This window comes from Streptomyces sp. NPDC055025 (assembly GCF_053608565.1).
On record NZ_JBSGVS010000008.1, the window covers coordinates 78,665 to 91,155 of the forward strand.

The 12,491-nt window shown below is 70.5% G+C and carries 10 protein-coding genes; 4 read left to right on the forward strand and 6 right to left on the reverse strand.

The genetic code is table 11. The annotated features are described in order from the left end of the window. Window positions 1-96 precede the first annotated feature (96 nt). Genes ACWGDX_RS07505 through ACWGDX_RS07515 form a run of 3 tightly spaced genes read left to right on the forward strand, consistent with a single transcriptional unit; the run spans window position 97 to window position 3,598 of the window. On the forward strand, window positions 97-807 hold the full coding sequence (locus tag ACWGDX_RS07505; protein ID WP_453623158.1) for a succinate dehydrogenase: 711 nt from the start codon (window positions 97-99) through the stop codon (window positions 805-807). A 44-nt stretch (window positions 808-851) separates the two neighbouring features. Further along, a complete protein-coding gene (locus tag ACWGDX_RS07510) occupies window positions 852-2,855 on the forward strand; it encodes a fumarate reductase/succinate dehydrogenase flavoprotein subunit (protein ID WP_453623325.1) in 2,004 nt (667 codons plus the stop codon). After that, window positions 2,852-3,598 carry a succinate dehydrogenase/fumarate reductase iron-sulfur subunit gene (locus tag ACWGDX_RS07515; RefSeq protein WP_363081798.1) on the forward strand — a complete coding sequence of 249 codons (747 nt, stop codon included), beginning with the start codon at window positions 2,852-2,854 and terminating at the stop codon, window positions 3,596-3,598. The genes ACWGDX_RS07510 and ACWGDX_RS07515 overlap by 4 nt, the downstream gene beginning before the upstream one ends. Before the next feature lie 41 nt (window positions 3,599-3,639). Here ACWGDX_RS07515 and ACWGDX_RS07520 read toward each other — a convergent pair whose 3' ends face one another. From ACWGDX_RS07520 to ACWGDX_RS07530, 3 genes are all read right to left on the reverse strand, one after another. Then, the gene (locus tag ACWGDX_RS07520) at window positions 3,640-4,440 is read right to left on the reverse strand and encodes a hypothetical protein (RefSeq protein ID WP_453623160.1); all 801 of its coding nucleotides are present in this window, start codon (window positions 4,438-4,440) and stop codon (window positions 3,640-3,642) included. Next, window positions 4,437-8,384, reverse strand: a complete 3,948-nt coding sequence (locus tag ACWGDX_RS07525; protein WP_453623162.1) for a caspase family protein — start codon at window positions 8,382-8,384, stop codon at window positions 4,437-4,439. Before ACWGDX_RS07525 ends, ACWGDX_RS07520 begins: the two co-directional genes overlap by 4 nt. Before the next feature lie 140 nt (window positions 8,385-8,524). Next, entirely contained in the window at window positions 8,525-9,541 is a 1,017-nt protein-coding gene (locus ACWGDX_RS07530) for an LLM class flavin-dependent oxidoreductase (protein WP_453623164.1), read from the reverse strand. A gap of 56 nt (window positions 9,542-9,597) precedes the next feature. On the opposite strand from ACWGDX_RS07530, the gene ACWGDX_RS07535 reads away from it, so the two are divergent. After that, a complete protein-coding gene (locus ACWGDX_RS07535; protein WP_453623166.1) occupies window positions 9,598-10,086 on the forward strand; it encodes a phosphatase domain-containing protein in 489 nt (162 codons plus the stop codon). Window positions 10,087-10,154: 68 nt separating this feature from the next. On the opposite strand, the gene ACWGDX_RS07540 is transcribed toward ACWGDX_RS07535, so the two are convergent. The 3 genes from ACWGDX_RS07540 to ACWGDX_RS07550 all read right to left on the reverse strand — a co-directional run bounded on the left by ACWGDX_RS07540 (window position 10,155) and on the right by ACWGDX_RS07550 (window position 12,318). Continuing rightward, a complete protein-coding gene (locus tag ACWGDX_RS07540) occupies window positions 10,155-10,376 on the reverse strand; it encodes a dodecin (protein WP_363081803.1) in 222 nt (73 codons plus the stop codon). A 116-nt stretch (window positions 10,377-10,492) separates the two neighbouring features. Further along, window positions 10,493-11,446, reverse strand: a complete 954-nt coding sequence (locus ACWGDX_RS07545; RefSeq protein ID WP_453623169.1) for a GntR family transcriptional regulator — start codon at window positions 11,444-11,446, stop codon at window positions 10,493-10,495. 44 nt (window positions 11,447-11,490) lie between these two features. Next, the gene (locus ACWGDX_RS07550; protein WP_453623327.1) at window positions 11,491-12,318 is read right to left on the reverse strand and encodes a GntR family transcriptional regulator; all 828 of its coding nucleotides are present in this window, start codon (window positions 12,316-12,318) and stop codon (window positions 11,491-11,493) included. Window positions 12,319-12,491 lie beyond the last annotated feature (173 nt).

The window sequence follows — 12,491 nt, forward strand, 5'->3', positions numbered from 1 at the left end:
AAGAGCCAGGGTAGATCGCATGATAGGCGGGGGCTATGGACATCAGCCGGACCATGTCTTGGACCACTGGGCAGGGGGCGGCCTAGCGTTCTGTCCATGGCGCTGGCAACGCGGGGGACGGACCAACGGCCGTCCATGACCCGCACCCTCTGGGGATCGACGATCGGGAAGAAAACGGTCATGGCCGTGAGCGGCCTGATCATGCTCGGCTACCTGGTCGCGCATATGCTCGGCAATCTCAAGATCTTCTTCGGGGCGCCGGAGTTCAACGGATACGCGCACTGGCTGCGGACCCTGGGCGAACCGGTCCTGCACTACGAGTGGGCGCTCTGGATCCTCCGGGTGGTGCTGGTCGCCGCGGTGGCGCTGCACGCGGTCTGCGCGTACCAGCTCAGCCGCCGCGATCTCGCGGCCCGTCCGGTCGGCTACGCGCACAAGCGGGCGCGTGCCACCTACGCCACCCGCACCATGCGCTGGGGCGGGATCATCCTCGCCCTGTTCATCGTCTGGCACATCCTCGATCTGACGACCGGCACCGCGCACCCCGGGGGCTTCCAGCCGGGCCATCCGTACCAGAACGTCGTGGACACCTTCTCCACCTGGTACGGGAACGTCGTCTACATCGTCGCGGTGCTCGCGCTCGGCCTGCACGTCCTGCACGGCTTCTGGAGCGCGGCCCAGACCCTGGGCGTGGGCAGCGCCGCCCGTGAACGCGTTCTGAAGACCTCGGCCGGAGTGCTGGCGTTCGCGCTGACCGCGGGATTCGTCTCCATACCCGTCGCCGTGATGACCGGAGTGGTGAGCTGAGCATGGACAGAGACGAGCAGGGCATGGACAGGGACGAGCAGGGCATGGACGGGACCGCTCTCTACGCCGATCACACCGCGTACACCGTCGGCGAGCCGATCGCCGACACCAAGGCGCCGGACGGCCCCGTCGCCGAGCGCTGGAACCGGCGCCGCTTCGAGGCGAAGCTGGTGAACCCCGCCAACCGCCGCAAGCACACCGTGATCGTCGTCGGGACGGGCCTCGCGGGCGGCGCGGCGGGCGCCACTCTCGCCGAACAGGGCTATCACGTGGTGCAGTTCTGCTACCAGGACTCACCGCGCCGTGCCCACTCCATCGCCGCGCAGGGCGGGATCAACGCGGCGAAGAACTACCGCAACGACGGCGACTCCGTCCAGCGGCTCTTCTACGACACCGTCAAGGGCGGTGACTTCCGGGCCCGTGAGTCCAATGTCCACCGGCTCGCCGAGGTCTCGGTCGAGATCATCGACCAGTGCGTCGCCCAGGGCGTCCCCTTCGCCCGTGAGTACGGCGGACTCCTCGACACCCGCTCCTTCGGCGGCGTCCAGGTCTCCCGTACGTTCTACGCGCGCGGCCAGACCGGCCAGCAACTGCTCCTCGGCGCCTACCAGGCGCTGTCCCGGCAGATAGCCGCGGGCGCCGTCGAGATGCGTCCGCGCACCGAGATGCTCGATCTGATCGTCGTCGACGGACGGGCCCGCGGCATCGTCGCCCGCGATCTGATCAGCGGCAGGATCTCCACCTACTTCGCCGACGCGGTCGTCCTCGCCTCCGGCGGATACGGCAATGTCTTCTACCTGTCCACCAACGCCAAGAACAGCAACGCCACCGCGATCTGGCGGGCCCACCGGCGCGGCGCGCTCTTCGCCAACCCCTGCTTCACCCAGATCCACCCCACCTGTATCCCGCGCTCCGGTGAGCACCAGTCCAAGCTGACGCTGATGAGCGAGTCGCTGCGCAACGACGGGCGTATCTGGGTGCCCCTCGCGGCCGGGGACCGGCGCCCGCCGGCCGAGATCCCCGAGGACGAGCGGGACTACTACCTGGAGCGGATCTACCCCTCCTTCGGCAATCTCGTGCCGCGCGACATCGCCTCGCGGGCCGCGAAGAACGTCTGCGACGAGGGGCGCGGTGTCGGCCCCGGCGCCCAGGGCGTCTATCTGGACTTCGCCGACGCCATCGCCCGGCTCGGCCGCAAGGCCGTCGAGGAGAAGTACGGCAATCTCTTCGAGATGTACGAGCGGATCACCGCCGAGGACCCCTACGAGGTGCCGATGCGGATCTATCCGGCGATCCACTACACGATGGGCGGACTCTGGGTCGACTACGACCTCCAGACCACCGTGCCCGGCCTGTTCGCGATCGGCGAGGCCAACTTCTCCGACCACGGCGCCAACCGGCTCGGCGCGTCCGCGCTGATGCAGGGCCTGGCCGACGGCTACTTCGTCCTGCCGTCCACCATCAACGACTATCTCGCCCGCAATCCGCACCACGACCGGATCGACGACTCCCACCCGGTGGTCGCCGAGGCCGTCGCCGAGACCGAGGACCGGCTGCGGCTGCTGCTCGCCGTCGACGGCGACCGTACGCCCGACTCGTTCCACAAGGAGATCGGTGAACTCCTCTGGGACCACTGCGGTATGGCGCGCAACGAACAGGGCCTGCGCAAGGCGCTGGACCGGATCCCGCAGATCCGCGACGAGTTCTGGCGGCGGATCAAGGTGCCGGGCACCGGCGAGCAGCTCAACCAGGCGCTGGAGAAGGCCAACCGCGTCGTCGACTATCTGGAACTGGCCGAGCTGATGTGCCTCGACGCGCTGCACCGCGCGGAGTCCTGCGGCGGTCACTTCCGTGAGGAGTCGCAGACCGAGGGCGGTGAGGCGGCGCGCCGCGACGAGGAGTTCGCGTATGTCGCGGCCTGGGAATTCCGGGGATCCGGGGGCAGTCCCACGGCAGGGCACAGCACCGGCCCCGGCACCGCGCCCGTCCTGCACAAGGAAGACCTCGTCTTCGAGTACGTCCACCCCACCCAGCGGAGCTACGCATGAGGCTCACCCTGCGCGTCTGGCGCCAGCCGGACGCCGACGCCCCCGGTGCCATGGTCACCTACGGCATCGACGGCATCTCGGAGGACATGTCCTTCCTGGAGATGCTCGACACCCTCAACGAGGAGCTGATACTCAAGGGCGACGAGCCGGTCGCCTTCGACCACGACTGCCGCGAGGGCATCTGCGGCGCGTGCGGTGTGGTCATCAACGGCGACGCCCACGGCCCCGAACGCACCACCACCTGCCAGCTCCATATGCGGCACTTCGAGGACGGCGACACCATCGATGTCGAGCCCTGGCGGGCCGGGGCCTTCCCGGTGGTCAAGGACCTGGTGGTGGACCGCTCGGCGTTCGACCGGATCATCGGCGCGGGCGGCTACATCACCGCACCGACCGGCGCCGCTCCCGAAGCCCACGCCACCCCGGTCCCCAAACCCGACGCCGACTTCGCCTTCGAGCACGCCGAGTGCATCGGCTGCGGCGCCTGTGTCGCGGCCTGCCCCAACGGCTCCGCGATGCTCTTCACCTCGGCCAAGGTCAACCACCTCAACGTCCTGCCCCAGGGCGCGCCCGAACGTGAGACCCGCGTCCTCGACATGGTCGCCACGATGGACGAGGAAGGCTTCGGCGGCTGCACCCTCACCGGTGAATGCGCCACGGCCTGCCCGAAGGGCATCCCGCTCCCGTCGATCGCCGCGATGAACAAGGAATGGCTGCGCGCCACGCGGAAAGTGGCGCGCTAGGTTCCTGTGCGGACAGGATCTAGACCCTGTCCGGACAGGATCTAGCGAGCGCTCGTGAGGACGTGCCCTACGTCGGGATGGCGCAGATAGTCGTGGGCGTAGTGCGGCCACAGGGGCGCGATGGTGATGTCGGGCCGCTGCTCCACCCCGGAGAAGAGCCGGGCCAGCTCGCCCTTGGGAACGGCCACGAAGTCCCCGGTGTCGGCGATGTCCACCCATCGCCCGACCCCGGCGGGCCGCGAGCCCCGGCCCTCACTCAGCCCCGGGGCGAGCCGGTGGAAGACCGCGTTCGGCAGCGCCAGCGGGGACCCGAGGGTGAGCAGCAGCCTCACCTCCAGCTCCGTGCCGATCTCGTGCAGGGCCTCGTAGGCGACGACGCTGCCCAGCGAGTGCGCGACGACGATCTCGGGCCGATGGCGCAGCAGGGCCTCCCGTACCCGCTTGCGCACCTCCGTACGGCCCGTGGCGAAGTAGCGGGTGACCTCGGGGAAGAAGAGCTTGACGGTCCGCTCGACGACGGCGGGCCGTTCACCGGTGCGCTGGGCGATCTGTCCGCACACCCAGCGCAGCCAGCCGGTCGCCCGGCCCTGGACTCCGTCGAGCTCCACGCCCCAGGCCGCCGCCCAGTCGCCGACGAGTGCCAGCTCGTCCTCGGTCGGCTCGCCGCCCTGGCGCTCGTCGCGCAGGAGGTCGGCGTAGTAGGCGTGCTGGAGGTCGAGCCCCGCCCCGGCGGGCCCGAGGGCCTCCAGCCAGTCGGCCGTCAGCCGCGCGCCGCCCCGTCTGAAGGTGGTGTCGGCGGCCTTGTAGTTGCGTACGCCGTGAAAACCGAGGACGCGGGTCATACGGGTTCCTCATCGGGTCCGGAGCAGTCGTATACGGCCATGGCGCCGTCGAGGGAGACGAACAGACGGCTGGGGCCGGTGAAACTGAAGCCGTCGGGCTGTCCGGGAAGCGGAATGCGGCCGGTGAGCCGCAGCCCCCGGGTCTCCCAGACCTGGATCACCGAGGCGTTGCGGTCGAGCCCGCCGCGCCCCTGGGTGATCACCAGAGCGATCAGTCCCCCGTCGGGGGAGAAGGCACAGTTCTGCACCACCCCCTGCGATTCTCCGATCGGTACGGTCTCGATCACCGGGGGCGTGAGCGCTCCGGTACGTACCACGAGGAGGTTCTTCTTCTCGCTGAGCATCACCAGGAGATCACCGCCGGGAGAGAATCCGAGTACCTGGGCCACTTTGTGCCGTCCCAGCGGTACACCGGGGAGGGCCTCTCCGCCGGCCGGGTCGTACAGAGCGAGCACCCGCTCGTCGTTGTTCGCGACGGCGAGCAGCCGGCCGTCGGGGGAGCAGGCCACGAGCTTCCGGTCGTAGTGGGCCAGCGGTTCCGTCGCGGGGGCCTGCTCGAACCCTTTCCACAGGCGCAGGCTGCCGGAGAACTCGCCGCAGCTCACGAACTGGAGTGGTGAAGCCGGGTGGAATGTGACGCTCTGGATATAGCTGCCGTGCCCTTGGAGACGGCGGACGATCTCCCTCGATGTCACGTCGAGCACGGCCAGGGAACTGGACACACCGCCCGCGCCGACGACGAGGCGCGTGCCGTCGGGGGAGAAGGACAGGGCTCCGAACACGGCGACATCGCCGGTCGGCACCGTGTGCACCAGTTCCTCCGTCGCACAGGACCACCACTCGATGTCCCCTGAGGAGTTGAGCGCGACGAGGAGCGATCCGTCCGGTGAGAAGGCCGCGCCGCTGGTCCACTTGCCCGTCAGCCACTTCTTGTTCCGCCAGTCGTCCGTGCCCCAGAGCGCCAGTCCGTTGCGACCGGCCGATGCCATGAGCCGCCCGTCCGGGCTGAACAGCACATCCCGTACCTCTTTTCCGTGCTCCAGCCTGGCGATCTCGACGGGAGGCGCCGTATCGACGTCCCAGACGGAGATCCGGCCGTCATCGCTCCCGGCCGCGAGCAGCCGGCCGTCGGGGGAGAAGGCCACGCTGTTCACCCGCTTGCCGTGGGCGGGCCACGCTTCTCCCAGCAGGGCACGCTCCGTCACGTCCCAGAGCCGGAGACACTGTCCGTCCTCGGCTGTGTTGAAGGCGAGCCGCTTGCCGTCGGGAGCGAAGGCGACGGCGGAGACCCAGCCCTCGGTGTTCCCGAAGTGGCGTGTGACGAGCCGCCAGGCCTTGGTGTCCCGGATTTCCACGCCCTGGTTCGTGGCCGCCGCGAGCAGTTCGCCATCGGGGGAGAACACCACGTCCTGCACCATCCCGCCGGTGCCCTCGATGAGCCGGGCGCTGGTGTCGACACGTCCTCCCCTGGCCCAGATCACCGGATGGCCGGCGCTGTGCCGGTAGACGGAGGGAGAACGGCCGACCGCGGCGAACTCCACCTGCCGCTCCGGCAGGTTCAGCCGGTGCGCGTCATAGGCCAGCACCGCCGCCCGGTCGGCGGCGGCGGTGAAGCGCGTATGAGCCGCCCACGACATGGCGAGCAGCCGGCGGTACTCGGCCGCGCGCGCCGAGCCGGTCAGATCCAGCGCGCGAAGATCCTGCCGCGGGTCGAAGCGGACCAGGAAGTAGGGATCCGTGAAGAACGCCTCGGCGTGCCGGGGGGCTTCCGCCTCCATGACATGCTCCAGCGCGTGGCGCAGCACATAGGGCTCCGCCTCCGCCCACAGATCCTCGCCCTCGGCGGCGCCCGTGTACGGCGCGACGACCGCGTTCAGCACCTCCCCTTCGAGCGCCGTGCTCTCCGCCGCCCCGACGAGTTCCAGACCGGTGCGCGGATGAGCCCGGAGATAGTCCGTCAGCCCCTGGTGGAAGAGCCGGTAGAGCGCCACCTTGCTCGACGGATCCCTGGCGGTCCGCAGGAAGGGCGAGGCCTCGCGGAGGGTTTTGGCGAAGTCGGCGTCCGTACCGGTGCCGGGGGCACCGGTACGGAACGCCTCCACGCACCGGCGCAGGACCGTCAGCGGCATACCGTCGCCCTTGGACCGGGCCAGTGCGGCCAGCACCGGCCGCAGCAGCGGGAAGTCCTCGCCACGGGCGGTCAGTACGGCTTCGAGGATCGTCGGAAGATCCCCTGCCGCACGTGACGCGTGGGCTTCCGCGTCGGCCTTGTTCTGGGGCGGGGTCGCCAGGGTGACCAGGTAGTGCACGAACATCCCCGCCAGCAGGAAGGGTCCCCAGGAGGCGCCCGGGGGCCGCTGCCCGGTGATGCGTCTGGCCGCGATGGTGGCGATCGTCTCCACATACCCCGCCGCGGCTCCCGTGGCATAGGGCTCGCTCGCCCGCAGCAGCGCGACGATGTACCGGCGGATGTCCCGCTCGACGACGGTGTGCTCGGCCTTGTCCAGATCGAGCAGGACGGCGGGGGACGGGTCCTCCGCCGCGGTCGGCAGTGCTTCCATCGCCTCACGGCGGCTGCCGATCAGGACGCGGCAGGGCAGTGCGGGGTGCTCGTCGTCCCCGGACGGGGTGACCAGGGTCGCGATCAGCTCCATCACCGCGTCGGGCTGGGTGCTCTCGTCCACCGCGTCGATGACGATCAGCCGCCGCTTCCCCTCCTCGGCCAGGGCCGTACGGAGCAGGGAGCTCGTCCAGCGGGTGCCGCTCGGGCGGTTCCGCTCCTCCCGGTCCTCGTTCCCGGTGTCCTCTTCCCGCTCGTCGGACGTGGGTGGGGCGAGGGCCGCCTGCGACACGATCATCTCGGTCACCTGACGCGCCGTCCGCTGCCGGGCATGCAGAGCGATGATGTCCGCCGACTCCGGAAGATCGCCGCCGGCCTTCTCCCACACCTGCCGGAAGCGCTGGCGCAGCTGCGGATGGGCCGCGCAGACGACCAGGCCCAGCAGCCCCGACTTCCCCGAGCCCGCCGCTCCCGTGACGATCAGCAGTGGACCGCTGTCGTCCGCCAGCCACTTCCGGAACGCCGCCAGCGGCTCGGCCTGGCCGGAGAAGAAGCCGGACGTCCTGCCGACGGGGATCAGTCCGCGCCCCGAGGCACGGTCCAGGAAGTAGTCCGCGTCACCGATCTCCTCGCCGGCCGCGATCTGGGTGCCGAGATCCTGGCCGGTCACATACCAGAACGACCCCCGCTTCTCCTCGATCTGCTCCTGCGAGAGCCGTAACGTCTTGGGGTTCGGCAGGAACGGCCACTCCCCGTCGCCCTGTTCCACACTGAACCCGGCCGAGACGCGCCAGTCGCTCTCGGCCCTGACCACCTGGAGCACCTCACGGACGAACTCCGCGAAGTCCAGTGAGTCCGCCTCCAGCGCGAAGTCCTTGTCCCAGAGCCGCAGCAGCCCCGTCGCGATCCATCCGCTGAAGCGGCCACGTTCCGTGGGCGAGCCGCTGACGGCCGCGCCCAGCGACCAGACACCGCGCTCCGTACCGAGATCCGTCAGCGACTGCCGCCCCGTCGCGGTGCCCGCGTCACAGGTGTCCACCAGGAACACGACCCGCTGGGCATGGGCGCCGCGGTCGGCCTCGCGCTGCGCGGTCGCGATCCACCGGTCCAGGTCGACCTCGCGCCCGTCCCGGGGGATGAAGAGCAGCCGTCCGGCACGGTCCGTACGGCCGTGCCCGATGAGATGGACGACGACCACATCGGCGTCGGGTTTCCGGGGTGAGATGATCCAGGACCGCAGCAGGGCCTCGGTCTCCTCCTCGGTCGGGTCGGCATGGTCCTCGACCTCCGCGCCGAAGCGCTCGAACGCCGCCTTGATGTCGTCGACGCGTGTGCGTACGAAGCCCAGATCGTCCCAGTCCACCCCGTCGTCGAAAGAGCCCACCCCGATCGACAGCACCTTGACCGTGGGTGTGTCCCGGACTCCCGCTTTCCTGTGCAATGAGGCCCCCGCGATGAACAGTTGACGCGACGCCGGAAACACCGTCGGCGTGGTCCGACGACGTTACCCGATCGCGCGGGGCCTCACGTGCCGGTGCTCCCGAGCCCCAGCAGGGCCGCCAGTCGCTCGTACGAGTCCACAAGGGCCCCGGTGTCAAAGGTGCTCGTGGTGACCAGGAACTCGTCGGCGGCGCTGCGCGCGATCAGTTTCTCCAGACCGGCCGCCACCTCGTCCGCCGTGCCGTGGAGCTGGCCGCGGGACGCGTCCTCGAACAGGGTGCGCTCCCGGTCGGTCATGGCGGTGGCGAGGACGGTGTCCACGGGGACCAGCGGCGGGAAGACCCCGCGGGTACGGGAGTACACCGTGGACCAGGCCTCAGGAAGGAGCAGCCGGCGGGCCTCCTCGGTGGTGGCCGCGACCGCGACCGTGCCGGAGAGCACCACATAGGGGCGTTCGCCCCAGAGGGACGGGCGGAAGTCGCGGCGGTACTCGTCGATCGCCCGCAGCATCGCGTCCTCGCCCCGTACCGCCGCGATGACCAGCGGCAGCCCGGCCCCGGCCGCGACCCGCGCACCCTTCCCGGTGGCCAGGACGAACGCGGGCACCCGCAGTCCCTCGGCGGGGCGGGCATGGACCTGAGGGTGGGCGGTCTGGGTCCCGGTGAAGTAGCCGAGCAGCTCGGCGAGCTGCCCTGGGAAGTCCTCGGCGTCCCGTTTGTCCCGGCCCAGCGCCGCGCGTATCCCGTCGGTGAATCCCACGGAACGGCCGAGCCCCATGTCGATCCGGCCGGGAAAGAGCGACTCCAGCACCCCGAACTGCTCGGCGACGACCAGCGGCTGATGATTGGGGAGCATCACACCGCCGGTGCCGACCCGGACCGTCGAGGTCGCGGCGGCGACGGCCGCCGCGAGCACGGTCGGCGCGGAACCGGCGACCCCCGGCACACTGTGGTGCTCGGAGACCCAGAACCGGTGGTAGCCGAGCGCCTCGATCCGCCGCGCGAACCGCACGGTGTCGCGCAGTGCCGTCGGCCCGTCCTGGCCCTGCCGGGTACGGGAGCGGTCGAGTACGGAGAACGGAATGCCCGCTGCGGTGCTCACACAGCTTTCAACGCCCTGCCCGCGCCAGGATTCCCCGGGACCATAGGCTGACCTCCATGCCCCGCAGCAGCAGGCCACTGGCCGTCTTCGATCTGGACGGAACCCTCGCCGAGACCGGCCACCGCCAGCACTTCCTGGAGCGCGCGCCCCGCGACTGGTCCGGGTTCTTCGCCGCGGCCGGGCAGGACACGCCCCTGGCCGAGGGCGTACGGCTGGCGCTGAAGGCGGCCGAGGAGTGCGAGGTCATGTATCTGACCGGCCGGCCCGAGCGCTGCCGCGCGGACACCGCGGCCTGGCTGACCGAGCACGCTCTGCCCGAGGGCCGGATCTGGATGCGCCGTGACGGCGACCGCAGGCCCGCCCGTACGACCAAGCTGGAGATCCTGCGCCGGCTGAGCGCGAACCGCGGGATCCGGATGCTGGTGGACGACGACGAACTGGTCTGCGCCGCGGCCGAACGCGCGGGTTTCCGGGTCGTACGCGCCCGCTGGGCCAGTACGTCACAGGCGCTCAAGGACGCCCAGGGGAGTGAGGGACGGACCTGACACGAGGGGAGCCGACGCGAGGAGGAGGCGGCGGAAGGGGACTGACCGGCCGTCCGTCCGGCACCCGCTCACCCGTCCTCGAGACGGAACCCGACCTTCAGCCCGACCTGGAAGTGCTCGATGTCACCGTCGACGATATGGCCGCGGACCTCCGTCATCTCGAACCAGTCGAGACCGCGCAGGGTCTCGGCCGCGCGGTTGACACCATTGCGAATGGCGTCGTCGATTCCCTCGTGGGACGTGCCGACGATCTCGGTGACCCGGTAGGTGTGGTGGGTGTGGTGGGACATGGGCTCGCTCTCCTCACTCGTACGCCGCGCCACGTGTCCGTACGTCGTGTCACGCGTCCATAGGGTCGTGTCACGCGTGCGTACGGTCGTGTCAGGCGCCGCGGGTGCCGCGGCTGTCACTCCACCGTGCCCCACCACGCGGCGCTCCGCGAGGCGTCCGGCGCGGGCCGGTCCTCCGCCGCGGTGCCCAGGGCCAGCCGGGAGACGATCCGGTAGCGGTCGCCCCGGTACAGCGAGCGCACATACTCCACGGGACGGCCCGACGCGTCCGAGGTGATCCGGTCGAACAGCAGCGCGGGTGAGAATACCGGTACCCCGAGCAGCTCGGCCTCGTCCTCGCTCAGTACCGTCGGCTCGATCGACTGCACGGCCTCGGTCAGGGTGATCCGGCGCTCCTCGCGCAGATACGCGTAGAACCCCGACTCCATCCGCGCCGGTGTCAGCCCCGGGACGAGCTCGGCGGGCAGATGCAGATACTCCAGGGCGACGGCCCCGCCGTCCACGAACCGCAGCCGGGCCACATGGACGACCTCGGCGGCGGGGGAGAGCCCCAGCCTGCGCCCCACCCGGGCCCCGGCGCCGACCGTACGGAACTCCAGCACCCGGGCCGACCACACGCCCGGCGCCCGGGGCGCCACGGCGGAGCGGTCCTCGGCGACCAGGTCCTGTCCGGCGGATCTTCGTGGATCAGCCCGGGGCGGCTGGTGCGGTGCATCGCAAGGCGGAGGATCGTCCTCGTACTGGACGTACTTGGACGACTCCGACAACGCGGCGAGGTGCCGTGCCAGGCGTTCCGGGCCCACGAAGATCGGCCGGACAGGGCCCAGTTCCTGGGTGATCTTCGCGGGTGCGACGAACATGCCGCGGCCGTGTTCGCGGACCAGCAGTCCGGTGGCGACGAGTTCGTCCACCGCCGTCCGCAGCGTGGGCCTCGACACACCCAGCTCGGCGCAGAGCGTGCGCTCGGACGGAATCGCGTCGCCCGGCCGGCGGGTGTCGACCAGCCCGAGCAGATGGTCCCGTACCCGCTCCCGCTTGAGCACCGGGTGGGGGGAACGGGTGTCGCGCACGGGCCCTCCCGCTGAGCCGTCGGATGAGCCGTCGGAGGCTGCGGTCAGTATGCATCACCGGTCGTGGACGAGGTGATGATGCCGTCGTGGGCGAAGTCCCCCGGGGGGATGCCCGGATGGTGGCCGTCGGGGCGGGGGTGGGGCGGCCGGGTGCCCAGGGCCAGCCGGGAGACGATCCGGTAGCGGTCGCCCCGGTAGAGGGAGTGGACGTACTCGACGGGACGGCCCGAGGTGTCGAGGGTGAGGCGTTCGATGAGCAGGGCGGGGGAGAGCACCGGGACCCGCAGCACCGCTGCCTCGGACTCGCTGACCACCGTCGGTTCGATGGACTGGGTGGCCTCGTGGACATAGAGCTGGTGATGCTCCCGCAGATGGTCGTACAGCTCGCCCGACTCCAGCTCCTGCGGGGTGAGGCCGGGGGCGAGCTCGGCGGGGATGTGCAGATGCTCGATGGCGATGGGTGAGCCGTCCACCAGCCGCAGCCGGGCGATGTAGATCAGCTCCGCGGCGGGGGAGACCCGCAGCTTGCGGCCGATCCGGGCGCCGGCCCGGAACGTGGTGCGCTCCAGGATGGTGCTCGACCAGGTGCCGGAGGCCCGGGGGACGACGAACGCCGTGTCCTCCGGGGTGAGTTCCTGGGTGATCTTCGCGGGTGCGACGAACATGCCGCGGCCGTGTTCGCGGACGAGCTGCCCGGTGGCGACGAGTTCGTCCACCGCGGTGCGCAGGGTCGGGCGGGAGACGCCGAGTTCGGCGCAGAGGGTGCGCTCGGAAGGGATCGCGTCGCCCGCGCGGCCCGCCTCGATCAGGCCGAGCAGATACTCCCGTACGCGTTCACGTTTGAGTACGGCACCCGACGAGCCGCTCCCCATGGGCATGACCTCTTCCGTCCCTCGTGCTTCCGTCCCGTGACTCCGACTGGTCAACCGGCCCGCCGGGGAAACTGGTAAACACAATCGTAACCAGTGGAGGGCATGTTCACCCCGGGCGGTACCCGGTGCGGTCTCTGCGCGGTGCCTTCCAGGCAGTAATTTCCGGGGGGTTG

Excerpts from the sequence above, each read along its gene's own strand:
- ACWGDX_RS07505 (WP_453623158.1), top strand. The coding sequence starts at position 97 with ATGGCGCTGGCAACGCGGGGGACGGACCAACGGCCGTCCATGACCCGC.
- ACWGDX_RS07510 (WP_453623325.1), top strand. The coding sequence starts at position 852 with ATGGACGGGACCGCTCTCTACGCCGATCACACCGCGTACACCGTCGGC.
- ACWGDX_RS07515 (WP_363081798.1), top strand. The coding sequence starts at position 2,852 with ATGAGGCTCACCCTGCGCGTCTGGCGCCAGCCGGACGCCGACGCCCCC.
- ACWGDX_RS07520 (WP_453623160.1), bottom strand. The coding sequence starts at position 4,440 with ATGACCCGCGTCCTCGGTTTTCACGGCGTACGCAACTACAAGGCCGCC.
- ACWGDX_RS07535 (WP_453623166.1), top strand. The coding sequence starts at position 9,598 with ATGCCCCGCAGCAGCAGGCCACTGGCCGTCTTCGATCTGGACGGAACC.
- ACWGDX_RS07540 (WP_363081803.1), bottom strand. The coding sequence starts at position 10,376 with ATGTCCCACCACACCCACCACACCTACCGGGTCACCGAGATCGTCGGC.
- ACWGDX_RS07550 (WP_453623327.1), bottom strand. The coding sequence starts at position 12,318 with ATGGGGAGCGGCTCGTCGGGTGCCGTACTCAAACGTGAACGCGTACGG.